A 21,911-nucleotide genomic window follows, 5' to 3' on the forward strand; every position below is an offset into this window, starting at 1 on the left:
CACGTCGTCCGGCTGGAATCCCCGCCACCCTATAGGCGTGAGGGGGTTGGTCCGTACCGGGCGTCCGCCTGCTGGACGCCCCCGCTCACATGTGCGGGCGGGGCGTCAAGCGGGCTCTTTGGAAGCTGCTCAGGCGGGCTGCTGCTGCGCGGCGTTGATGCGCTCGTTGCGCAGGGCCTCGTACCACCGGTCGTCCGTCGGCGGCAGCGCGTTCACATCGAGGGCCAGCTTCAGGAGCAGGTCCGCGATGAGCGGGTTGCGGGCGAGGACGGGGCCGTGCATGTACGTCCCGAACACCGTGCCGTTGTAGGCGCCTTCGGTGCCGTCGCCCGTGCCGTTGCCCCGGCCGAGCCTGACCTGGGCGAGGGGGCGAGCGTTCGGGCCGACGTGCGTGACGCCCTGGTGGTTCTCGAAGCCGGTCAGCTGCGGCAGGCCGAGCCGCGGGTCGATGTCGCCGAGGACGTCGCCGACGCACCGCTCGCCCTCGCCGCGCGTGGAGACCACGTCGAGCAGGCCGAGGCCCGGCTCGCGCTGGCCGAGGTCGTTGATGAATTCGTTGCCGATGATCTGGTATCCGGCGCAGACCGAGAAGACGATCGCGCCGTTGCCCACGGCCCGCTGCAGGCCGCCGTCGCGGCGAAGGCGCTCGGCCGCCAGACGCTGCGGCCTGTCCTCGCCGCCGCCGATCAGATAGATGTCGCCGGAGGTGGGCACCGGCTGGTCGCTGCGTACGTCGTAGCGCTCGACCTGGAGGCCGCGCTGGCGGGCGCGGCGCTCCACGACCAGGGCATTGCCCTGGTCCCCGTACGTGCTCAGGAGGTCGGGGTAGACCCAGACCAGACGCAGGCTGTTGTCGCTCATGCTCATGTCCTTATCCGGGCGGGTCAGTTGCCGACGCGGCGGCGCAGGTCCTGGAACGCGGTGTAGTTCGCGATGGTCTCGATGCGTCCCGGCGGGGCGAGCTGCACGGCCTCGTCGACGGTCTCGCAGACCCGGAAGTCCAGGCCCGCGACCTCCAGGCGCACGGCGAGGTCCAGCTTGCGGTCGCCGAGGACGAAGATCGGGTGGCCCGCGAGGCGGGTGTAGTCCACGTCCCACAGCCAGGAGGTGTCCGTGCCGTCCGCGCCGCGGGCGTTGACGGAGAGGATCACCGGGGTGGGCGGCGGGTCGATCAGCGAGAACGTCTCGAGCCAGCCCGCGGGGTTCTTCGCGAGCAGCAGCCGCAGGTCGCGGCCCTGGAACTGCACGACGTCATAGCGGCCCGCGACGGCCTGCACCTGGTACATGCGCTCAAGGGCGACCTGCGGCGGCACTCCGAAGACGGCGGCGACGGCGGCCGACGAGGTCGCGTTGGCCTTGTTCGCCCGGCCCGGCAGCTGCAGATGGATCGGCCAGGCCGAGCCGTGCGGGTCCAGGACGTGGTCGCCGGAGAGCACCCAGCTCGGCGCGGGGCGGCGGAAGCCGCACTCGCCGCAGAACCAGTCGTCCCCGGGGCGCTGCATGACGCCACCGCAGGACGGGCACGACCAGGCGTCGTCCTTCCACTCCTGGCCGGCGGCCACCCACACCACGTTCGGCGAGGAGGAGGACGCCCAGACGACCAGCGGGTCGTCGGCGTTGGCGATGATCACGGCCTTGGAACCGGACAGGCCCTCGCGCCACTTCTCGGCGAGCATGCGGGTCTCACCGGCGCGGTCCAGCTGGTCGCGCGAGAGGTTGAGCAGCGCGATCACCTTCGGGGCGACGTCACGGGCGACGCCCGCGAGGTACTTCTCGTCGACCTCGATCACGCCGTACTTCGCGTCGGATCCGCCGGCGAGCGCCGAGGTGATTCCGGCGGGCATGTTCGCACCGAGCGCGTTCGAGACGACCGGGCCGCTGGCCCGCAGCGCCTCGGCGATCAGACGCGTGGTGGTCGTCTTGCCGTTGGTGGCCGACACGAGGACAACGTCCAGGTGAGTGGCGAGCCGACCGAGCAGTTCGGGGTCGAGCCTGAGCGCGACCTTGCCGCCGATCACCGATCCGCTGCCGCGGCCCGCCGCGCGTGACACCGCCGCGGCCGCCTTGCCCGCCGTCACGGCCAGCTTGGCCCGCGGCGACAGCGGGTCCGTGTTGCCTGACATCTGTCGAGATCCTCCTTGCGTACGGCGCCGCGCCTGCCCCCGGCATCGTTTCGACCTCAGCCTATCGAGATCCACTGACAAGCCCGAACCGCGGCACCACCTCGGCACCGCTCCTTCCCCTGGACCGTACTCTTGCCGCCATGCGACACGGCTTGATCCCGGGCGCCTCCGGGCGCGTACGACCCCTGACCCTGCTCGGTGACCCCGTGCTGCACACCCCCTGTGAGGAGGTGACCGACTTCGGACCCGAACTGGCGCGGCTCGTCGAGGACATGTTCGCCACGATGTACGCGGCCCAGGGCGTGGGCCTCGCCGCCAACCAGATCGGCGTCGCGCGCCGGGTGTTCGTCTACGACTGCCCCGACGACGAGGATGTCAGACACCTGGGCCACGTGGTCAATCCGCGTCTCGTCGAGGCGGACGGCGTGACGGTGCGCGGCCCCGAGGGCTGTCTGTCGCTGCCGGGTCTCGAAGCGGGGACACCGCGCTTCGACCACGCCGTGGTCGAGGGCGTGGACGTGCGCGGGGAGCCCGTGACGGTGCACGGCTCCGGCTGGTTCGCGCGCTGCCTGCAGCACGAGTGCGACCACCTGGAGGGCGGTGTCTACACCGACCGCGTCACCGGCTGGCGGCGGCGCAGGGTGCTGCGGGCCGCCGCCAAGGCCTCCTGGAACGTGAACTGACGACTACGGGAGGGGGCTGGGCTCAGAACCCGGGCCCGCCCACGCGGTTGCCCGCGGCGGCGAGTCTGCCCCACAGCAGGTCCGCCAGGCTGCTCACCAACTCGGCGCGCGAGCACGGCCGTTCGCCGAGCCACCAGTCACCGGCCGCGTGCATCATGCCGACGATGCCGTGACCCCACACGCGGGCGAGTTCCGCGCTCCGCGGACCGAGGTCGACGCGCTCCTCGATGACCTCGGCGAGCTCCTCGCCGAGGCGGCGGAGCAGCGGAGCGGAGTGCAGGCCGACGTCGAAGCCCTGCTCGCCGGGGGAGGGTGCCTCCGAGGGATGCATCAGGAACCGGTAGACCTGCGGGCGGGCCTCGATCGCCGCGAGGTAGGTGTCGAGCGTCGCCTCGACCCGCTCCCTGCGCTCGGCTGGCGCGTCCAGCGCGGCGCGCAGCGCCTCCAGAAGCGCGTCCGTGTGCCGCTTGGCGAGCGCGGCGTAGAGTCCGCCCTTGTCGCCGAAGTGGCGGTAGAGGATCGGCTTGGTGATGCCCGCCTCCGCGGCGATGGCGTTCATCGAGGCGCCGGGTCCGTCGCGGAGCACCACCCGGTCCGCGGCCTCGAGCAGTTCCCGTCGCCGGTGCTCGGCGGACCGCTGTTGATCGGTCCGCTGCGTGGTCTCCATGGCTTCTCCCCGCCCGTGCTGATTCGGTGACGCACGCGCAACGTAACACCCGGCGTGCTGTGCGCATCGAACGGGCTGCCGGGAGTTGACATGGACTACTGGCCAGTAACAGACTTCGGTTACCGCAAGTAACGCCGCAGTTGATCGCTGGTCCTGGAGGGGTCATGGCCGAGTTCACCATGGAGCTCAACGACGAACAGAAGGAGGTCCGGGACTGGCTCCACGGTTTCGCCGCCGATGTGATCCGCCCCGCGGCCGCCGAGTGGGACGAGCGCGAGGAAACCCCCTGGCCCATCATCCAGGAAGCGGCGAAGCTCGGGATCTACTCCCTGGACTTCTACGCCCAGCAGTTCTTCGACCCCACCGGGCTCGGCATCCCGATGGCGACCGAGGAGATCTTCTGGGGGGACGCGGGCATCGGCCTGTCCATCATGGGCACAGGCCTGGCGGCCGTGGGCGTCCTCGCGAACGGCACCGAGGACCAGATCGGCACCTGGATCCCGCAGATGTACGGCGACGCGGACGACGTGAAGGTCGCCGCCTTCTGCTCCTCCGAGCCCGACGCGGGCTCGGACGTCGCGGCGATGCGCACCCGTGCCGTCTACGACGAGGCCAAGGACGAGTGGGTGCTGAACGGCACCAAGACCTGGGCGACCAACGGCGGCATAGCCAACGTCCACGTCGTCGTCGCGGTCGTCGACGCGGAGCTCGGCTCGAAGGGGCACGCCTCCTTCATCGTGCCGCCGAACACCCCCGGTCTGTCGCAGGGGCAGAAGTTCAAGAAGCACGGCATCCGCGCCTCGCACACCGCCGAGGTCGTCCTGGAGGGCGTACGCGTCCCCGGCCACTGCCTCCTCGGCGGCAAGGCCAAGCTGGACGAGCGGCTCGCCCGCGCCAGGGAGCGCGCCAAGTCCGGCGGCGAGCGCGTGAAGAACGCGGCCATGGCCACGTTCGAGGCGTCCCGCCCCGCGGTCGGCGCGATGGCCGTGGGCACCGCGCGCGCGGCGTACGAGGAGGCGCTGGAGTACGCCAAGACGCGTACCCAGTTCGGCCGCCCCATCATCGACAACCAGGGCATCGCCTTCCAGCTCGCCGACATGCGTACGCAGATCGACGCGGCCCGGCTGCTTGTGTGGCGTGCCTCGTGGATGGCGAGCACCGGCAAGAAGTTCGAGTCGGCCGAGGGCTCCATGTCCAAGCTGTACGCGAGCGAGGTCGCCAAGAAGGTCACGGCGCAGGCCGTGCAGATCCTCGGCGGCAACGGCTTCACCCGCGAGTACCCCGTGGAGCGCATGCACCGGGACGCCGCGATCTACACGATCTTCGAGGGCACGAGCGAGATCCAGCGCCTGGTGATCGCGCGCACGCTGTCGGGCATGCCGATCCGCTAGCGCGCATGTTGCACGTGAAACGTCCGCCCCTGTCGCTTTTGCGGCAGGGGCGGTTCTCTGTGTAGGGAGAAGTTCGACAGGAGGACTGCGCAGTAAGACTTGCAAGTTTACCTGTCTAACTCGTACGGTGCGAAGCATGAGCGCACACAGTGGTGACCCCGCCCCCGAACAGCTCGCCGCCGACCTTTCGGGCGCCGTCCGACGGCTCGTACGACGCTTTCGCGGTGTGTCGCCGGATTCCGGCCTCAGCCCATCGCAGCGCTCCGTGCTCGCCCGCCTCGACGGGGCGGGACCCGACACCACCGCGGGCCTGGCCCGCGCGGAGCTCGTGCGGCCCCAGTCGATGCGGATGACCGTGAGCGCGCTGGAGGATCTGGGGCTCGTCGAGCGCGCCCCCGATCCCGACGACGGGCGCCAGTCCGTCGTCTCCGTGTCCGACCAGGGGCGGCGCACCCTCACCGAGATGCGAGCCGCCAAGCGCGACTGGCTCGCCGCGGCGCTCGCCGACGAGCTGGACCCGGCCGAGCGTCGCCAACTGGCGGATGCCGTCGTGCTGTTGGAGCGGCTGGTGCGCAAGTGAGGACGGCGTCGCGCGCGACGTCCCGGTCTGCCGCGGGCGACCGTCCGGCCTTCGGGGCCCGGCTCACCGCGCCCCTCCTCCTCGGCTCCCTGCTCAACCCGCTCAACACCACGATGATCTCCACAGGCCTGGTGGCGATCGGTCACGACTTCGGCGTCGGCGCCGCCGACACCGCCTGGCTCGTCTCCGTCCTCTACCTCGCGAGCGCCGTCGCCCAGCCCGTGCTCGGCAAGCTGGCCGACGGCATCGGGCCGCGGCGGGTCTTCCTCGGCGGGCTCGTCGTCGTCATCGCCTCCGGGCTCGTCGGCGCGCTCGCCCCGGGCTTCGGCTGGCTGCTCGTCTCCCGGCTGCTGCTCGGCATCGGCACCTCCGCGGCCTACCCGGCCGCCATGGCCGTCCTGCGCGACGAGTCACGCAGGCTCGGCACGCCGACCCCGCGCACCGTCCTCGGCAGGCTCTCCTTCGCCGCGCTCGGCAGCGCCGCCATCGGCCCCACGCTCGGCGGGCTCCTCGTCGCGACCGCGGGGTGGCGCGGCATCTTCGCCGTGAACGTCCCCGTCGCCCTCCTCGCGTACGGCGCGACGCTGCGCTGGATCCCCAAGGACGCGCCGCGCGGGGAGCGCACAGGACACGGCACCGCGGGCGGCCTCGACCCGCTGGGCACGCTGCTCTTCACCGGCGCGCTGAGCTGCCTCGTGGTCTTCCTGCTCGACCTGCGCCACCCCCTGTGGTGGCTGCTCGCCCCCGTCGTCCTGCTCGGCGCCGCCCTGACCTGGTGGCAGCTGCGCCACCCGCACCCCTTCATCGACCTGCGGATGCTGGGCGGCAATCGCGCGCTCACCCGCACCTATCTGCGCCACGGGCTCAGCTACCTCGTCGTCTACTGCGTCATGTACGGCTTCACCCAGTGGCTGGAGGAGGCCCGCGGCTACGGCTCGCTGCACACCGGGCTCGTCATGCTGCCCATGTCCCTCGCCGCGCTGGCCTGTTCACTCCTCGGCGCCCGCACCAAGGGCATCCGCGCGCCGCTCACCGTCTCCGCCGTGCTCCTCGCCGCGGGCAGCGCGCTGCTCCTGGTGACGACGGGATCCACCCCGCTCGCCGTACTGCTGCTCGCGGGCGCCTGCTTCGGCATTCCGCAGGGATTCATGGGCACCGGCAACCAGGCCGCCGTGCAGCAGTTCGCCCCCGCCGACGCGATCGGGTCGGCCGCCGGGCTCCAGCGCACCGCCCAGTACATCGGCGCCATCACGGCCTCCGGGCTCATCGGCCTCGCCTACGGCAGTCAGGCCGACGACGGCGGCCTGCACCTCATGGCCGTGGTCGGCGGCGTCCTCGCACTGGCCCTCATCGTCCTCACCGTCACCGACCGCGCACTGCGCACCACCCCGCACCGGAAAGGCACCACCCATGACCGCCACCGTCCTTGACCCCACCACCGCCCTCGTCCTCGTCGACCTCCAGAAGGGCATCACCGCGCTGCCCACGGTCCACCCGGCCGACCAGATCGTCGAGCGGGCCGCGCGGCTCGCCGACGCCTTCCGCGAGCGGGGTCTGCCCGTGGTCCTGGTGCGGGTGACCGGTGGCGCCCCCGGGCGTACCGAAGCTCCCGCGCGCGAGGGCCGGCCGCCCGCCGACTGGGCGGAGCTCGTGCCCGAACTCGGCCGCGTGGACAGCGACATCGTCGTCACCAAGCAGCAGTGGGGGGCCTTCCACGGCACCGATCTGGACCTGCGGCTGCGCCGCGGGGGCGTCAGCCAGGTCGTGCTCGCGGGCATCGCGACGAGCATCGGCGTGGAGTCGACGGCGCGCGCCGCGCACGAGCATGGCTATCACGTCACCGTGGCCGTCGACGCCGTGACCGACATGGACGCCGACGCCCACCGCAACAGCGTGGAGAAGATCTTCCCGAGGCTCGGCGAGACCGACACGGCGGATGCCATCGCCGAGCTCCTCGGCTGAGCGGGCCGCCTACGGCTGGTACACGTACGGCGTGGTCGTGCACAGCGTCGCGAAGCCGAGCCTGTCCAGGATCGGGCGGCTGTCGTCCGACGCGTCGACCTGGAGGTAGCGATAGCCGCGCTCGGCCGCGATGCGGGCGCGGTAGGCGACGAGGGCGCGGTAGATGCCCCTGCCGCGCCACTGAGGAGCGGTTCCGCCGCCCCAGAGCCCGGCGAACTCGGTGCCGGGGCAGAGCTCCATCCGGGCGCCGCACACCGGCAGGTCACCGGCCATGGCGACGACCGCGACGATGTCGTCGGGAGCCTCCGCGAGCTGGGCGAGCACCCGCTTGCCGATCCGCTCGCCCAGGGCGGCGTCGCCCTCGCCGAACGCGGCGATGTGCGCGCGGGACATGAGCCGCACGCCCTCCGCGTCCGTCACGGGGAGCAGGCTGATGCCCTCGGGCAGCTCGGGGCCAGCGGGCAGGGCGCCGGTCTCGGCGACCATCACCGTCTCCGTGGGATCGGCCACGAAACCGGCCGCGACGAGGCGGTCCGCGAGGTCGGCGGGGCGGTCGTGGGAGTGCAGCTTCCACTCGAACTCCCGCCCGGCGGCGGTGTAGTCGCGCACCTGGCGGGCGATCACGGCATCGGCCGTCGCCGCGTCGATGTCCGCCCACAGGACACCGTTCCAGTCGTACGCGGAACCGACCTGCCGTACGACGCCGCCGATCCGCTCGATCCGCGAGGTCGCACTGTCGCTGTGCGCGTCGCGCCGCATCTGCCGGTCGTACGCGGCCAGCGCCTTCTCATGATCCATGCGCGTCACTTCAACAGGGCGGCACCGGCGGGGCAACCCAATATCCGCACGTGCGGCCGTGGTGGCCCGGCCTACGCGTGCCAGCGGCAGCGCAGTGCGGCGGTGGCGAAGCCGGGACCGAAGGCGACCATGGCGCCCGGGGCACCGGTGGCCGGGGGTTCCGCGTGCGTGCGCTCCAGGACGCGCAGGATGCTCACGCCGCCGAGGTTGCCCTCGTGGGCGAGCGTGTCCAGGGAGTGCCGGGCCGCGTGGTCGTCCAGGCCGAGCGCGGCCGCGGTGTCGGTGATGATGCGGGGGCTGCCGGGGTGGATGACGGCGAAGTCGAGGGGCCGCGTGCCGAGCCATTCCCGCAGCCGCGGCATGACGTCCCCCGCGGCCGCCAACGCCTTCTTGGTGGAGTCGAAGTGGATCCCGGCCGCGCTGATCCGCCCGCGCTGCCGGTCCAGACTGTCCGGCAGGACGTACTCGAAACTGTCCTCGAGCGCGAGGCCGGGGCCCAACGGTGCGTCGGTGACGATCGTGGCGGCGGCCGAGTCCCCGAAGAGGGCCTTGTAGACCATCGACTCGATGGACGTGTCGTCGTGGTGGTAGATGGCCGAAAGTACCTCGGCGGCGACCACGAGGACCTTGCTGCCGGGACGGGCGGCGACCAGATCGGCGGCCCGGATGAGGGCCTGGGTGCCACCGGGACAGGCCACCGTGGTGAGCGCGACGCGGCGTACGTCGGGGCGCAGGCCGAGGCGTGCGACGAGGTGGATGTCCAGGTTGGGCACGGACCAGCTCGTCGTGTGCGTGGTGACGATCGCGTCGATGTCCCGCGCGGCGAGAGAGGCCGAGTCGAGGGCCGTGACGGCGGCGCGCTCGGCCATGACCAGGGAGTCCGTGAACGCGGCCCGTGCCCGCTCGCCGACGTCACCGGTCCCCGAGACGGTGGGGGAGTCCAGTGGGCGTGAGAAGTGCCGCGTGTCCACGCCGCAGTTGCCGATCACCCGGAGGATCGCGCGCAGGCGGGGGTGGTCGGCGTGGTGGGCGCTGATGTCGTCGGCTATCTCCGCCGTGGTGACCTTGTGGTCGCCTAGGACGGTCTGAGGTCTGAGCACGTGGGCGGTCACGGGGCGGCTCCCTCAAGAACAGGCAAAGGGCGGGCGGGGTGATGGCCAAATTACTGCACCTCGCCGTGCCTGTTACCCATGGTGCCAGGACCGGGGCGGAACCTCTTTTCGAGCGGCGGGGCAGCCCTCAGGTCGCCCGGAGGATCCCCGCGCGCGGGTGGGTGCGCGTCTCGCCGGGATGGAACACCAGGATCATCAGGCGGGAGCCGGGCGCCGTCAGGGGCTGCGCCGCGCACATGGTGACCCAGCCGCTCCCCTCCTGGGCGTGCAGCAGCGGGCGCTCGTCACCGTCCGGATGGGGATGGGAATTGCCCGCGGCGTAGAGATCGGCGGTCCGCGATTCGGCGAGGACCTCCTTCTCGATCTGCCGCAGGATGTCGTCGTCGGGCCGGGCGGCGAGCGCGGCGCGCAGCTGCGGCAGCACCATCGGCGCCCAGGCCGTGTCCCATTCGAGGAGGGTCTGGCGGCCGTGCGGGTCCAGGAGCATCCAGCGCAGGGTGTTCGCGGGGACCTTGCCGTTGGGGAACATGGTGGCGAACCGCTCGTTGTAGGCGAGCATCTCCCAGGAGGCGTCGGTCACGTAGGCCATGTGCCGGATCCCGTCGACCGCCTCCTGCCACACCCCCGGCACCTCTTTGCCCGATGACAGGTGCAGCGGCCCAGGGGGGTCCTGAAGGAGCGCGTACCGGCAAAGGGACACCCACTCCTGCTCGTTGAGGCCGAAGAGGCGGGCGATGTCGCGCAGCAGCGAGGTCGGCGGGTTGGGGTAATTGCCGGATTCGAGTCGGTGGTACGTGCCGAACGTCCGGTGCAGCAACTGGTCGACCTGATGCTGTGACAGGCCCGGTGCGCGTCTGCCCTGACCGGTCGGCCGGGCGAAGCCGTGTGATTCGGGGGCTATGAGGGCGCGTCGTTCGCGGAGCAGAGCGCGGAGCGCCGTCTTGTTCATGGTGGGTAATCCCTCTTGGTGCACGCCGAGTTGGAGCGCGATCAGTCTAAATATTCGCATCGGCTTTGGTAGTAAACATTGCCCGAAGAAAACGATCAGTCTCTACGGCATCATGGAGTGCGCGAGCTCGTCGACCTGCAGCTTTGATCGTCGACGGGCACGCGGGCACAACTGTGGGGCATCTTGTCCGGGGAGCCTGAGAATGGCTGAAATTCCCCGGCATTGGGTACCCCCTAGGCCTATCGGGCCGTTGCGGGAAGCGTGTGGGACTGTTGTTCGTATTTCGATCGGTGTGGTCGGAAACCGGGCAACTCAGGATCGCACAGCGGTTCTTCCCTGACCGGTCTTGTGGGTCCACTGGCTGCGGTCGGTGCCGTCACTCGCCATTACGTAGCGGCCACGGTACCGGCCGCCCGTGGTTGTCCCCGGGCGGATCACGTCACGCCCGCGCGATCTGAGCCTCGGCCTCCGCCAGGATCTCCGTGACCCGCAGTCCGAAACGGGCATCGCAGGCGTGCGGCCCGCCACCGTGCGCCCCCTCGACGAGTCCGTCGATCGCTGTCCTGAACGCTTCGCCGGGTCCGTCCCAGCCGGGCAGCAGTGCCGTGCCTATCTCGCCGCGCAGCTCCACGGTCAGGCCCGCGCCCTTCACCGGCGCCGTCAGGCTGAGTGCCGCCGTACTGGAGGCCCCGCCCGTGTGCCGCAGGATCAGATGGGTCGTGTCACCCGCACCCTGTGCCGCCGTCACCGAGGTGACGTCGCCGAGCACCGGGATCAGCACGGACAGGGCGTGCGGGCCGACGTCCCACAGTCCGCCGCGGCCCGCCCGCCAGGGCGAGGAGAACGCGGCGTCGCCGCCGTCCGGCGCGTAGAACGAGCCGTACCAGTCGGCGCGGCCCGTGAACCAGCCGCCCACGGATGCCTGTTGGGCGACCCAGGCCGAGGTGGCGGGGGCGAAGCGGAGTGTGAAGAAGACCACGGACGCCACTCCGGCCCTTTCGGTCGCCGCCACGAGGTCCCGTGCCCCTTCGACCGAGGTGGCGACCGGTTTGTCGAGCAGCAGGTGGCAGCCCGCCGCGGCGGCCCGCGCGGCGAGCGGCGCCTGCACGTCGGGCGGCACCGCGAACGCCACGGCGTCGCAGGCGGCGAACAGTTCGTCCACGTCCGCGTACGCCGTCGTGGCGTGCGTCGCGGCGAGCGCGGCGGCGGCTTCCGGGCGGCGGCCCCAGACGCCGCCCAGTTCGACGCCCGGGTGCCCGGCCAGTGCGGGAGCGTGTGTGGCGCTGGCCCAGGGGCCGGTGCCCACCAGGCCGATGCGGAGTCGGTTCATGGGCGGCAGTATGACCGAGAGTGCCCGGACGAGACCTGTCCTGACCGAAGTATGCCCGAACTCGGACCGGTTCCCGGGCTGTTCCCGGGCGGAAGTATCGACCGAAGTGACCGTTCGGTGGCGGCGGTTGGGCTCGCCGTACAGGCCGTTGTCGGACATTCCCCACCAGTGGGTGCATTCCGTCACGCGACGGTCTTCGCGCATCATCCTAAATGGGTCGTCGTGCCCCCTTCCTGAATAGGGGCGGCAGCGCATGTTCTCATGGCACATGCCATTTCCTCATGGTGAATACCCATTCACCCGCTATGGTGAATTTCAATTCACCTCAGGCTCGCGGGGGAGTCCGCATGAAGTCCGTACCGATACCCGGTGAGACGAAGGGCCTCAGGGCCCGGCTGACCGTTCCCGTGCTGGCCTTCGGCGGCATCCTCATGGCCGTCATGCAGACGGTGGTCGTGCCGCTGCTGCCCGATCTGCCCCGGCTGACCGGCAGTTCCGCCGGGGCCGTCTCCTGGCTGGTCACCGCGACCCTGCTGGCGGGCGCGGTGCTCACCCCCGTGCTCGGCCGCGCGGGCGACATGTACGGCAAGCGCCGCGTCCTGCTCATCGCCCTCGGCCTGATGACCGCGGGCTCGGTGCTCTGCGCGCTGACCTCCGACATCCGGCTGCTGATCGCGGCGCGTGCGCTGCAGGGCGCGGCCGCCGCCGTGGTGCCGCTGTCCATCAGCATCCTGCGCGACGAACTCCCGCCGGAGCGCACCGGTTCGGCGGTCGCCCTGATGAGTTCCACGGTCGGGATCGGCGCCGCGCTCGGCCTGCCCCTCGCCGCGCTCGTGGTGCAGTACGCGGACTGGCACGTCATGTTCTGGGCGACCGCGGGCCTCGGCGCCGTCGGGTTCGCGCTCGCCTGGTGGGTCGTCCGGGAATCACCGGTGTGTTCCCCCGGCCGGTTCGACTCGTGGGGTGCGCTGGGACTCGCGGGGGGCCTCGTCTGTCTGCTGCTCGCGGTGTCGCAGGGCGGCCAGTGGGGGTGGGGGAGCGGTGCGGTGATCGGGCTCGGCGTGGGCGCGGTCGTCATCCTCGCCGCGTGGTGGCACCGGCAACTGCGCACCGAGCAGCCGCTGGTGGACCTGCGGCTCGCGGCCGGGCGGAAGGTGGCGCTGCCGCACGTGGCCGCGCTGCTCGCCGGGTTCGCCTTCTACGCCAACTCGCTCGTGACGGCGCAGTTGGTGCAGGCGCCCGCCGCCAGCGGCTACGGCCTGGAGCTGTCCATCGTGGCGACCGGCCTGTGCCTGCTGCCCAACGGTGTGGTCATGCTGGTCCTCTCGCCGGTCTCGGCCCGCATCTCCGCCGCGCGCGGACCCAGGGTGACGCTCGCGATCGGGTCGGCCGTCATCGCCCTCGGCTATGTCGTACGCATCGTGGACAGCCGGGAGTTGTGGGTGATCGTCGTGGGTGCGGCGATCGTGTCGACGGGGACCACCTTCGCGTACTCCGCGCTGCCCACGCTGATCCTGCGGGCGGTGCCGGTCGCCCAGACCGCGTCGGCGAACGGCGTGAACGTCCTGATGCGGACCATCGGGCAGAGCGTGTGCAGCGCGGCGGTGGCCGCCGTGCTCGTACATCACACCAGCGCCGTCGGCGCGGCCCACGTCCCCACCCTGCGGGGCTATCAGATGGCCTTCGCCCTGGCGGGAACGGTGGCGCTCGTCGCCTGCGCCGCCGCTCTGGCCATACCCTCGGACACGGTGCCGAAGGGCGGGCGGCCGCGCGCGGGGCGCGGGGGGTCCACCCAGGAGACGGCTCTGGAAGGAACGTGACCATGGCGACCACCGCCTCGTCCTCGACGACGCCTTCACCCGCGACCGAGGCTCGGGCCGCTGCCGTGACATCGGCCCAGTCGGACCGGTCCGCGCCACCGACTCCCTCCGGCCGCAGGGACGCCGAGGCGACCAAGGCCGCCATCATCCGCGCCGCCCGCTACCTCCTCGCGCGGCACGCGCACGGCGACATCACGCTCAAGGCGGTGGCCGAACGCGCCGGGGTGAGTCCCCCGCTGATCCTGAAGTACTTCGGGAACAAGGACGCGCTGTTCTCGCACGTCATGTCGTTCGAGGTGGACGCGGACGCGTTCTTCGACGCGCCCGTGGACGGTCTCGGCGCACACATGGTCCGCCATGTCCTGACCGGTCAGGCCGAGCGGGGCGCCGACCCCATCCTGCGGATCGTCTTCGCCCCGCTCCACGGCGAACAGGGCGACATCCTGCGCGCCAACTTCCGTACGCAGGTGGCCCACCGGCTCAGCGAACGGCTGCCGGGTCCTGACGCGGGCCTGCGCGCCGAGCTGGCCGTGGGCATGCTCATCGGGCTCGGCGTGATGTACGGCATCGCCCGGGGTCCGTGCCTGCGGGGCACCGGGATCGACGAGGTCACCGGCCGGTACGCGCCCGCGGTGCAGGCGCTGCTGACGCCTCAGTGACCGGTTCCGTCACGGCGGCCGCGGCATCCCCGCGGTCACGGCCGCGCCGCACGACCAGCACGGCGGAGAGTGCGACCGCGAGGCCGAGGGCCGTCTGGCCGCCGAAGGGCTCGCCGAACATCAGGGCGCCCCACAGGGCCGTCACCGGCGCCATGAGGAACATCAGCGTATTGACCTGGGTGACTCCGGAGCGGCGCAGGATCAGCCAGTACAGGCCGTACCCGCCGAACGTGGAGAGCGTCACGAGCCAGCCGATCGCCACCCAGAACGACGCCTCGGCGGGCGGCGCGGCCCCGCCTGTGGCCGCCGCGAGCGCCGTGAAGATCACGGCGCTGGTCACGCAGTGGACGGTCATCGCCGCCGCGGGACGCACCGGACGGCGCGTCCGCCGGTCCAGGAACGTCGCCGCCACCAGCGACAGCATGCCGAGGAACGGCACGAGGTAGGCCCACCACGGGGCGTCGCCGCCCCCGGCGAAGTCGGCCGCGGTGACCACGGCGACGCCGGTGACGCCGAGTCCGAGGCCCAGCCACTGGGTGCGTGAGACGAACTGACCGAGCAGCGGCCCGGCGAGCGCGCCCGCGACCAGCGGCTGGGTGCCGTCGATCAGAGCGGTCGTGCCGCTGGAGACGCCGAGTTGGATCGCGTAGTACACGGTGAGCAGGTAGCCGCTCTGGGACAGTGCCCCGACGACCGACTGCCTGGCGACGTCGCGCGGGGTCACACCGCGCCAGGACGCCCTGGCCAGGGTGAGGGCGACCACCGCGAGGACGACGGCGAGGGGCAGGAAGCGCCACATCAGGACCGTCACCGCGGACGCGCTCCCCGCGCCCAGCTTGGCGCCGATGAATCCGGAGCTCCAGGTCAGCACGAAGGCGATCGACAGCACGACGTTCACGGTGGTCCTCCCGCCGGGTTAGGTATACAGATCGGTCTACTCCGGGGAGACTATACAGATCGGTTTACTATGGAGGCATGAGCGAGCGTGAGGCTGAGTGCGGGAACGAGTCCGAGAAGGGCGGCGCGACGGTCGAAGGGCCGCGTCGCATCGCCATGACGCCGGGTGCGCGGCGTGCCCTCGACGCCGCGGGGCGGCTCTTCTACGAGCGCGGCATCCATGCCGTCGGAGTCGACCTGATCGCGGCCGAGGCCGGGGTGACGAAGAAGACCCTCTACGACCGGTTCGGCTCGAAGGAGCAGATCGTCGTCGAGTACCTCGCGGACCGCGACGAGCGCTGGCGGGCCTTCCTCGCCCCGTACGTGGCGGGCGCGGGCACGGCGCGCGCCCGGATCCTCGCCGTCTTCGACGCCTCGCGGGACTGGGCGGGGGCGCACCTGGCGAAGGGGTGCGGCATGGTCAACGCGCATGCGGAGATCAGCGACCCCGTCCACCCGGCGTACCAGGTGATCACCGGTCAGAAGGCGTGGATGCTCGCGCTGTTCACCGATCTCGCGCGGGAGATCGCTCCGCGCGGGGCCCAACGCCTGGGCCGGACCCTGATGTTGCTGCACGAGGGCGCTCTCGTCGCGCACGGCCTGCACGTCTTCCCCGGAGCCGTGGACCAGGCCCGCGCGGACGCCGACGCACTGCTGCGGACCGCCGTGGCGCGAGGGTCCGCGGATCGTTGACAAGTCTTTGCGCGTGGCCGGAATGATTCGTTCCGTGATGCGCCGGGTGTCCGCCGGGGTGTGGTGACGGGACCGGGGCCGGTGGGTGAGGGTGTCTGGCCTTGGCAAAAGGCGGCCGAAATGGTGGGGGTGCGGGCCGCCGCCGGGTTTCGCGGACGTTGACCGTACGCCATCGCGGGCGCACGCTCCTTAAGTAGGTGCTAGATACATCTAGTTCGCCAAACAGGAGGAAGCGCATGTGTGGCATCACCGGCTGGGTCTCCTTCGACCGTGATCTCAGGGCCGCGTCAGGGACGCTGGAGGCCATGACGGAGACGATGTCCTGCCGGGGCCCGGACGACCGCGGTACCTGGTACGACGGGCCCGTCGGGCTCGGGCACCGCCGACTCGCGATCATCGACCTGCCCGGCGGACGCCAGCCCATGACCGTCGAGACGCCGACCGGCACGGTCGCCCTCGTCTACTCCGGGGAGACGTACAACTTCACCGAGCTCCGCCGTGAACTGGCCGCCCGCGGCCACCGGTTCACCACCGAGTCCGACACCGAGGTCGTCCTGCGCGGCTACGTCGAATGGGGCGAGGCGCTCGCCGAGCGGCTCAACGGCATGTACGCCTTCGCGATCTGGGACGGGCGGCACGACAAGCTCGTCATGATCCGCGACCGCATGGGCATCAAGCCCTTCTACTACTACGAGACGTCCGACGGCGTCCTCTTCGGCTCCGAGCCCAAGGCGATCCTCGCCAACCCGCTGGCCCGCGCCCGCGTCGGTGTCGACGGACTGCGGGAGCTGTTCACCGTCGTCAAGACGCCCGGGCACGCCGTGTGGGAGGGCATGCGCGAGGTCGAACCCGGCACGGTCGTGACCGTCGACCGCTCGGGCCTTCGGCGGCACGTCTACTGGACCCTCGAGACCCGGCCGCACACCGACGACCGGGACACGAGCATCGCGAAGGTGCGGGAGCTCCTCGACGACATCGTGCGCCGCCAGCTCGTCTCGGACGTCCCGCGCTGCACCCTGCTCTCCGGCGGCCTCGACTCCTCGGCGATGACGGCGCTCGCCGCGCGCCAGCTGGCCGAGGCGGGCGAGACGGTGCGCAGCTTCGCCGTCGACTTCGTCGGGCAGACCGACAACTTCGTCGCCGACGAGCTGCGCGGCACCCCCGACACCCCTTCGTGCACGACGTCGCCAAGCTCGCGGGCACCGAACACCGCGACATCGTCCTGGACTCGGACGCCCTCGCCGACCCCGAGGTCCGCGCGAAGATGATCCGCGCACGGGACATCCCGATGGGCTTCGGCGACATGGACGCCTCCCTCTACCTCCTCTTCCGGTCCATCCGCGAGCACTCCACGGTCGCGCTCTCGGGCGAGTCGGCGGACGAGGTCTTCGGCGGCTACCTGCAGTTCTTCGACGAGCGGGCCCGCACTGCCGACACCTTCCCCTGGCTGGTGAAGTTCGCCGACCACTTCGGTGACGACGCCTCGGTGCTGCGCCCTGACCTGAGCGGCACCCTCGACCTCGACGCGTACGTCAAGGAGGGCTACGCGACGGCCGTGGCGGGCATCCAACGCCTGGACGGCGAGAGCGACTTCGAGTACCGCATGCGCAAGATCAGCCACCTGCACCTGACCCGCTTCGTACGCGTCCTGCTCGACCGCAAGGACCGCGCGAGCATGGCCGTCGGTCTTGAGGTGCGCGTTCCGTTCTGCGACCACCGGCTCGTCGAGTACGTGTACAACGCGCCGTGGGCGCTGAAGTCGTTCGACGGCAGGGAGAAGAGTCTGCTGCGCGAGGCGACCGCGGACGTCCTGCCGCGGTCCGTGTACGACAGGGTGAAGAGCCCCTACCCCTCCACCCAGGACCCCAAGTACGCCGTCGCGCTCCAGGGCCACGTCAAGGACCTGCTCGCGACGCCCGGGCATCCGGTCTTCGACCTGGTGGACCGCGAGGGGGCGGAGCGGGCCGCGGGGCGGGACGCGCCGCAGATCACCCAGGCCTCCCGGCGTGGCCTGGAACGCACCCTCGACCTCGCGATCTGGCTCGACCTCTACAAGCCGGACCTCGCGCTGTCCTGACCGGCCGCGGTCACGCCGTCAGCCGGATCCGCCGAGGCCGCGAGGGTGTCGAGGAACCTCTGGAGCGCGGGCGTCCCGTCCGCTCCAAGGTCCCGCTTGACCGGCGGCACCGCGGCCCCGCGCCGGGTCTCGGCGCGGCGGCCGGGGTCCGGATACTCCTCGGGGCGCAGGGTGACGGCGCGGCGGATGAACTCGGCTACCGGCACTCCGAGCTGCTCCGCGAGTCCCAGGACCGCGTCGTACTCCTCGGGCGTGAACAAGACCTGCACAGGCTTGGCACCGTCCATGGACGCATGATGCCGCTCGGGCGGGTGTGACGCGGTGCGGTTGGCATATTCGCCCTCGAAGGCGTGAAATCCGCTCGGAATACCCACGGACAGTGAGGGCGGAGTGCTGAGGCAGGGGTGTGGCCCCGGCCGGACGGGGGAATCGCGGTCGGGGCCACATCATGTTCAACGGTGAACCACTCTGTGGTGTTCCCAGGTGAGCGGCCTGTCGGTGTGACCTGCGTTACGTGGCGCCGGGCCGCGGGCGCGGGGCCCGTGGTCCCGTGTCCCGGTCGGCGCGCCGGTGCCATCGTGGCGTTCGGTGACCGGCTAGCGCAGCAGCATCAGCACGGACGCCGTCACTCCGACGACGACGATGAAGCCGCGCATCACGGTCGGCGGCAGCCTGCGGCCGTAGCGGGCGCCGACCAGGCCGCCCACCGTGGAACCCGCCGCGATCAGACCGGCCGCCGTCCAGTCGATGTCCGCGACCACGATGAAGAGGACCGCGGCGACGCCGTTGACGATCGAGGCGAGGACGTTCTTCACGGCGTTCAGGCGCTGCAGGTCGTCCAGGAGCGTGGCGCCGAACAGGCCCATGAGCAGGACCCCTTGGGCCGCGCCGAAGTAGCCGCCGTAGACGCCGGTGGCGAGCACCCCGCACCACAGGAGGATGCCGCCGTCCTTCTTCCCCGGCTCCTCGCGGTTCCGCAGGCGCCGGTTGAGCCGGGGCTGCAGCAGCACCAGGACGCAGGCGGTCAGGATCAGTACCGGCACCACCGCCTGGAAGGCGTCGGCGGGCAGTTCGAGCAGGAGCAGCGCGCCGATCAGGCCGCCGACGAGCGAGGCGGTGCCGAATCGCACCAGGCGCCCGAACTGCCCCTTCATCTCCCGGCGGTAGCCGTACGCGGCGCTCAGCGTGCCCGGCACCAGGCCGAGGTTGTTCGACACGTTGGCGAGCACCGGTGGAAACCCGAAGGCCAGCAGGGTGGGGAAGGTGATGAGGGTGCCGGACCCGACCACCGCGTTGAGCCCGCCGGCCGCGACACCGGCGGCGCCGACGGCCACCATCTCAAGCGCTTCCACAGCACACCTTTCCGGAGCGGTCTCGGCCCGCGCGCCGGTGCGGCGGGGGTCATGACCCGCGCACCGGATCCCCGTCCGGGCCGGACTCGATCTTGGTGTACGGCCAAAACCCAAGTCAATACTCGGCTTTCCTTGCCCGCCCCCAAGCGATACCTTCGCCCCTCGTGACCCTCGACGACCTCCGCGTGTTCACGGCCGTCTGCCGCGCGGGCAGCCTCAGTGCCGTGGCCCGCGACCTCTCCTGTACGCAGTCCGCCGTGAGCCAGCACGTCAAACGCCTCGAACGGGAGCTCGGCGTGAGCCTCCTGGAGCGACATGCGCGAGGCGTCGTACCCACCTCCGCCGGGCGCGTCCTGTGGGCCGCGGCGGCCGACGGCATCGGCGGCATCGACCTCGCCGTGCGCCGCTTGCGCGACTTGGCGCGCGGCGACGGCGGCGCGGTGCGGGTCACCACCGGAGCCACCTCCGTACGGCACTTCATGGCGGAGGCCGTCGTCGACTTCAGGGAGCGCTGTCCGCGGGTCACCCTGGAGTTCCAGACCATGAGCTCCAGCAGCGCCTGCTTCGACGCGCTCGCGGCCGACGACCTCGACCTCGCCTGGATCACGATCGGGACGCCGGTGCGCGGCATCGAGCTGCGGCCCGTCGTCGAACTGCCGTGGGTGCTCGCGGTCCGCGCCGACGACCCGCTCGCGGGACGCGAGCGCGCCGAACTCGCCGACCTGGCCGCCGGGCGGCTCATCACGCCGCCGGGGAACTCGACCTCGCGCGGCCAACTCGACGTGCACCTCGGTGAGTCGGGGGCAGAACTGCCGACGGGCACCAGTGTCGCCGACTGGGACACGGCGGTCCTCCTCGCCGAACTCGGGCTCGGCCACGCCGTGGTGCCCGCGCTGCCCGGCTGGCGCGACCAAGGGCCCGCGGGGCTGCGACTCGTCCCGGTCCCGGATCTGCCGCCGCTACAGGTCGGGTGGGCGGTGCGCAGGTGGGACGCGCTGAGCCCGTCGGCGCGCGCCTTCGCCGACACCGTCGCCGAGCACTGCGCGCCGCTCGGCCCGCGGCCGGCTCAGGACGGCAGTCTGGCCGCGCGCGTCTGAAGGTAGTGGGCCTCGGGGCGGCTGAGCGTGCCCCGCGCCGCCAACCGGTAGGCGGCGCGGGCCCCTTCGATGTCGCCCGCCTTCTCCAGGAGGTGGGCGCGCACGGCGTGGAGGCGGTAGTGGCCCTTCAACCGGTCCTCCAGCGCGGTGAGTTCACCGAGTCCGGCCAGCGGTCCGTGCACCATCGCGAAGGCCACGGCCCGGCCCAGCTCGGCCATCGGCTCCGGCGCGCGCCGCACGAGCAGGTCGTACAGCGCGAGGATCTGCGGCCAGTCCGTGCTGCCCCCGTCCGCCGCCTCGTCGTGCAGCGCCGCGATCGCCGCCTGCAACTGGTACGCGCCCGCGGGGCCTTGGGACAGCGCCTCCTCGACAAGGGCCGTGCCCTCGGCGATCGCCGCCCGGTCCCAGCGGGTGCGGTCCTGTTCGTCGAGCGGGATCAGCTCGCCGTGCGGCCCGGTGCGGGCGGCGCTGCGCGCCTCGGTGAGCAGCATCAGCGCGAGCAGGCCCGTCACCGCGCCATCGGCGGGCAGCAGCCGCCGCACCGCACGTGTGAGCCGGATCGCCTCGCGGGCGAGGTCCGCTCGGTGCAGGGCCTCGCCGGACGTCGCCGTATAGCCCTCGTTGAAGATCAGGTAGAGCACTTGCAGGACGACGGCGAGCCGCCCGTCCCGGTTCTCGGGGCGGGGCGGCAGGAACGAGACGCCCTTGATCTTCGCCTTGGCCCTGCTGATCCGCTGCGCCATGGTCGCCTCGGGCACCAGATGGGCGCGGGCGATCTCCGCGGTGGTCAGGCCGCCGACGGCCCGCAGCGTGAGGGCGACCTGCGCGGGCGGGCCGAGCAGCGGGTGGCAGCACAGGAACAGCAGCGTCAGCGTGTCGTCGTCCGAAGGGGCGCGGCCCTCGCCCGGCGGAGGAGCGGTGAACGCGTCGCGCGGGGTGAGCAGCGCCGCCTCCTCCTCGCGCCGCCGCCGTGCGTCGTCCGCGCGCAGCTGGTCCACGAGACGGCGCGACGCCACCTTGATCAGCCAGCCGCGCGGATTATCGGGCACCCCCTGGTCAGGCCACTGCCGCGCCGCCGCAAGCAGCGCCTCCTGCACGGCGTCCTCGGCGGCGCCGAAGTGTCCGTACCGGCGTACGAGCGCGCCGAGGACCTGCGGCGCGTGACGGCGCAGCAGGTCCTCGACCTCGGTCGTACGTTTCAGCACTCGCCTCCGGCTTCCCCTACGGGTCGGATCACGACGGGCGGCTCGACCAGGCCCTCGGGGCCCGGGCACTCCGTGATGCGCTGCGCGATCTCGGTGACCCGCTCCAGGCTCTCGCATTCGAGGAGCCAGTACCCCGCGAGCACTTCCTTCGTCTCGCCGTAGGGGCCGTCCGTGATCACCGGGCGACCGTCCTTGTCCCTGCTGACGAAGCGCGTCTGCGCGGGCTCCGTGAGGCCCTGCGCGTCGATGAGTTCACCGGTCTCCGCGAGGTCGTTGTTGATCCCGCCCATGAAGGCGTACATCGCCTGCAGTTCCTTCTCGCTCCAGGCCGGAGCGGATCCGGAGGGCTTGCCCGACATCGCCTCGTAGTCGGCCTGAGAACCCTGGACCATCACCAGATACTTCATGACTTCGCTCCTCGGCTGCGCCGTCACCCCTCGTGGGCGACGCTCACAGGGAACGTCGGAGCGGGCGGCA

The 21,911-nt window shown here is 71.7% G+C and carries 21 protein-coding genes and 1 pseudogene; 10 read left to right on the forward strand and 12 right to left on the reverse strand.

Annotated features, from left to right (window positions below):
- Positions 1–129 precede the first annotated feature (129 nt).
- Positions 130–861: a type 1 glutamine amidotransferase gene (locus tag CP970_RS40995; RefSeq protein ID WP_055546771.1), complete on the reverse strand. Its 732-nt coding sequence runs from the start codon at positions 859–861 to the stop codon at positions 130–132.
- Positions 862–884: 23 nt separating this feature from the next.
- Complete coding sequence (locus CP970_RS41000; RefSeq protein ID WP_055546769.1) at positions 885–2,123, reverse strand: Mur ligase family protein; 1,239 nt, start codon at positions 2,121–2,123, stop codon at positions 885–887.
- 140 nt (positions 2,124–2,263) lie between these two features.
- Between CP970_RS41000 and def the strand changes: the two genes are divergently transcribed.
- The gene (gene def, locus CP970_RS41005) at positions 2,264–2,806 is read left to right on the forward strand and encodes a peptide deformylase (protein WP_055546767.1); all 543 of its coding nucleotides are present in this window, start codon (positions 2,264–2,266) and stop codon (positions 2,804–2,806) included.
- A gap of 22 nt (positions 2,807–2,828) precedes the next feature.
- Here def and CP970_RS41010 read toward each other — a convergent pair whose 3' ends face one another.
- Complete coding sequence (locus CP970_RS41010; RefSeq protein WP_055546764.1) at positions 2,829–3,473, reverse strand: TetR family transcriptional regulator; 645 nt, start codon at positions 3,471–3,473, stop codon at positions 2,829–2,831.
- A gap of 164 nt (positions 3,474–3,637) precedes the next feature.
- Here CP970_RS41010 and CP970_RS41015 point away from each other — a divergent pair, with 164 nt between their 5' ends.
- The 4 genes from CP970_RS41015 (at position 3,638) to CP970_RS41030 (ending at position 7,406) form a co-directional block, all read left to right on the forward strand.
- Positions 3,638–4,864 carry an acyl-CoA dehydrogenase family protein gene (locus CP970_RS41015; RefSeq protein WP_055546762.1) on the forward strand — a complete coding sequence of 409 codons (1,227 nt, stop codon included), beginning with the start codon at positions 3,638–3,640 and terminating at the stop codon, positions 4,862–4,864.
- A gap of 136 nt (positions 4,865–5,000) precedes the next feature.
- Positions 5,001–5,444, forward strand: a complete 444-nt coding sequence (locus tag CP970_RS41020) for a MarR family winged helix-turn-helix transcriptional regulator (RefSeq protein ID WP_055546760.1) — start codon at positions 5,001–5,003, stop codon at positions 5,442–5,444.
- A complete protein-coding gene (locus tag CP970_RS41025) occupies positions 5,441–6,874 on the forward strand; it encodes an MFS transporter (protein ID WP_055546758.1) in 1,434 nt (477 codons plus the stop codon). The genes CP970_RS41020 and CP970_RS41025 overlap by 4 nt, the downstream gene beginning before the upstream one ends.
- A complete protein-coding gene (locus tag CP970_RS41030; protein ID WP_055546756.1) occupies positions 6,855–7,406 on the forward strand; it encodes an isochorismatase family protein in 552 nt (183 codons plus the stop codon). The genes CP970_RS41025 and CP970_RS41030 overlap by 20 nt, the downstream gene beginning before the upstream one ends.
- Positions 7,407–7,415: 9 nt before the next feature.
- Here the strand turns inward: CP970_RS41030 and CP970_RS41035 are convergent, their stop codons facing one another.
- From CP970_RS41035 to CP970_RS41050, 4 genes are all read right to left on the reverse strand, one after another.
- The gene (locus tag CP970_RS41035) at positions 7,416–8,204 is read right to left on the reverse strand and encodes a GNAT family N-acetyltransferase (protein WP_055546754.1); all 789 of its coding nucleotides are present in this window, start codon (positions 8,202–8,204) and stop codon (positions 7,416–7,418) included.
- A gap of 71 nt (positions 8,205–8,275) precedes the next feature.
- A complete protein-coding gene (locus tag CP970_RS41040) occupies positions 8,276–9,316 on the reverse strand; it encodes a beta-ketoacyl-[acyl-carrier-protein] synthase family protein (RefSeq protein WP_055546752.1) in 1,041 nt (346 codons plus the stop codon).
- Between the two features lie 127 nt (positions 9,317–9,443).
- Positions 9,444–10,265 (reverse strand): MmyB family transcriptional regulator, encoded by an 822-nt coding sequence (locus tag CP970_RS41045; RefSeq protein ID WP_079043447.1) that lies wholly within the window; start codon positions 10,263–10,265, stop codon positions 9,444–9,446.
- Positions 10,266–10,704: 439 nt separating this feature from the next.
- Complete coding sequence (locus tag CP970_RS41050; protein ID WP_055546807.1) at positions 10,705–11,595, reverse strand: Gfo/Idh/MocA family protein; 891 nt, start codon at positions 11,593–11,595, stop codon at positions 10,705–10,707.
- Positions 11,596–11,942: 347 nt separating this feature from the next.
- On the opposite strand from CP970_RS41050, the gene CP970_RS41055 reads away from it, so the two are divergent.
- On the forward strand, positions 11,943–13,415 hold the full coding sequence (locus tag CP970_RS41055) for an MFS transporter (protein ID WP_055546751.1): 1,473 nt from the start codon (positions 11,943–11,945) through the stop codon (positions 13,413–13,415).
- Positions 13,416–13,417: 2 nt separating this feature from the next.
- Positions 13,418–14,074 carry a TetR/AcrR family transcriptional regulator gene (locus CP970_RS41060; protein ID WP_079043446.1) on the forward strand — a complete coding sequence of 219 codons (657 nt, stop codon included), beginning with the start codon at positions 13,418–13,420 and terminating at the stop codon, positions 14,072–14,074.
- Here the strand turns inward: CP970_RS41060 and CP970_RS41065 are convergent.
- Positions 14,025–14,972 carry a DMT family transporter gene (locus CP970_RS41065; protein WP_055546750.1) on the reverse strand — a complete coding sequence of 316 codons (948 nt, stop codon included), beginning with the start codon at positions 14,970–14,972 and terminating at the stop codon, positions 14,025–14,027. The genes CP970_RS41060 and CP970_RS41065 overlap by 50 nt on opposite strands.
- Positions 14,973–15,127: 155 nt before the next feature.
- On the opposite strand from CP970_RS41065, the gene CP970_RS41070 reads away from it, so the two are divergent.
- Positions 15,128–15,703, forward strand: coding sequence for a TetR/AcrR family transcriptional regulator (locus CP970_RS41070; RefSeq protein WP_055546803.1), 576 nt, complete (start codon positions 15,128–15,130; stop codon positions 15,701–15,703).
- A 236-nt stretch (positions 15,704–15,939) separates the two neighbouring features.
- Positions 15,940–17,780: pseudogene (gene asnB / locus CP970_RS41075) on the forward strand (asparagine synthase (glutamine-hydrolyzing)).
- Here the strand turns inward: asnB and CP970_RS41080 are convergent.
- Together CP970_RS41080 and CP970_RS41085 are read right to left on the reverse strand one after the other, a co-directional pair.
- Positions 17,753–18,067, reverse strand: coding sequence for a hypothetical protein (locus CP970_RS41080; protein ID WP_055546746.1), 315 nt, complete (start codon positions 18,065–18,067; stop codon positions 17,753–17,755). The pseudogene asnB and the gene CP970_RS41080 sit on opposite strands and share 28 nt — an antisense overlap.
- 309 nt (positions 18,068–18,376) lie before the next feature.
- Positions 18,377–19,132: a sulfite exporter TauE/SafE family protein gene (locus tag CP970_RS41085; protein WP_055546744.1), complete on the reverse strand. Its 756-nt coding sequence runs from the start codon at positions 19,130–19,132 to the stop codon at positions 18,377–18,379.
- A 164-nt stretch (positions 19,133–19,296) separates the two neighbouring features.
- On the opposite strand from CP970_RS41085, the gene CP970_RS41090 reads away from it, so the two are divergent.
- Positions 19,297–20,229, forward strand: a complete 933-nt coding sequence (locus tag CP970_RS41090) for a LysR family transcriptional regulator (RefSeq protein WP_055546742.1) — start codon at positions 19,297–19,299, stop codon at positions 20,227–20,229.
- Here the strand turns inward: CP970_RS41090 and CP970_RS41095 are convergent.
- Together CP970_RS41095 and CP970_RS41100 are read right to left on the reverse strand one after the other, a co-directional pair.
- Entirely contained in the window at positions 20,199–21,431 is a 1,233-nt protein-coding gene (locus tag CP970_RS41095) for an RNA polymerase sigma factor (protein ID WP_191095103.1), read from the reverse strand. The genes CP970_RS41090 and CP970_RS41095 overlap by 31 nt on opposite strands.
- Entirely contained in the window at positions 21,428–21,841 is a 414-nt protein-coding gene (locus tag CP970_RS41100) for a YciI family protein (RefSeq protein ID WP_055546738.1), read from the reverse strand. The genes CP970_RS41095 and CP970_RS41100 overlap by 4 nt, the downstream gene beginning before the upstream one ends.
- Positions 21,842–21,911: the final 70 nt, after the last annotated feature.

The organism is Streptomyces kanamyceticus (assembly GCF_008704495.1).
GTDB lineage: Bacteria > Actinomycetota > Actinomycetes > Streptomycetales > Streptomycetaceae > Streptomyces > Streptomyces kanamyceticus.

What these genes read in the sequence shown, in the direction of transcription:
- CP970_RS41020 (WP_055546760.1), top strand. Translation starts at nt 5,001, where the DNA reads ATGAGCGCACACAGTGGTGACCCCGCCCCCGAACAGCTCGCCGCCGAC.
- CP970_RS40995 (WP_055546771.1), bottom strand. Translation starts at nt 861, where the DNA reads ATGAGCGACAACAGCCTGCGTCTGGTCTGGGTCTACCCCGACCTCCTG.
- CP970_RS41060 (WP_079043446.1), top strand. Translation starts at nt 13,418, where the DNA reads ATGGCGACCACCGCCTCGTCCTCGACGACGCCTTCACCCGCGACCGAG.
- CP970_RS41055 (WP_055546751.1), top strand. Translation starts at nt 11,943, where the DNA reads ATGAAGTCCGTACCGATACCCGGTGAGACGAAGGGCCTCAGGGCCCGG.
- CP970_RS41050 (WP_055546807.1), bottom strand. Translation starts at nt 11,595, where the DNA reads ATGAACCGACTCCGCATCGGCCTGGTGGGCACCGGCCCCTGGGCCAGC.
- CP970_RS41035 (WP_055546754.1), bottom strand. Translation starts at nt 8,204, where the DNA reads ATGGATCATGAGAAGGCGCTGGCCGCGTACGACCGGCAGATGCGGCGC.
- CP970_RS41000 (WP_055546769.1), bottom strand. Translation starts at nt 2,123, where the DNA reads ATGTCAGGCAACACGGACCCGCTGTCGCCGCGGGCCAAGCTGGCCGTG.
- CP970_RS41010 (WP_055546764.1), bottom strand. Translation starts at nt 3,473, where the DNA reads ATGGAGACCACGCAGCGGACCGATCAACAGCGGTCCGCCGAGCACCGG.
- CP970_RS41070 (WP_055546803.1), top strand. Translation starts at nt 15,128, where the DNA reads ATGACGCCGGGTGCGCGGCGTGCCCTCGACGCCGCGGGGCGGCTCTTC.
- CP970_RS41080 (WP_055546746.1), bottom strand. Translation starts at nt 18,067, where the DNA reads ATGGACGGTGCCAAGCCTGTGCAGGTCTTGTTCACGCCCGAGGAGTAC.
- CP970_RS41100 (WP_055546738.1), bottom strand. Translation starts at nt 21,841, where the DNA reads ATGAAGTATCTGGTGATGGTCCAGGGTTCTCAGGCCGACTACGAGGCG.
- CP970_RS41015 (WP_055546762.1), top strand. Translation starts at nt 3,638, where the DNA reads ATGGCCGAGTTCACCATGGAGCTCAACGACGAACAGAAGGAGGTCCGG.
- CP970_RS41030 (WP_055546756.1), top strand. Translation starts at nt 6,855, where the DNA reads ATGACCGCCACCGTCCTTGACCCCACCACCGCCCTCGTCCTCGTCGAC.
- CP970_RS41045 (WP_079043447.1), bottom strand. Translation starts at nt 10,265, where the DNA reads ATGAACAAGACGGCGCTCCGCGCTCTGCTCCGCGAACGACGCGCCCTC.
- def (WP_055546767.1), top strand. Translation starts at nt 2,264, where the DNA reads ATGCGACACGGCTTGATCCCGGGCGCCTCCGGGCGCGTACGACCCCTG.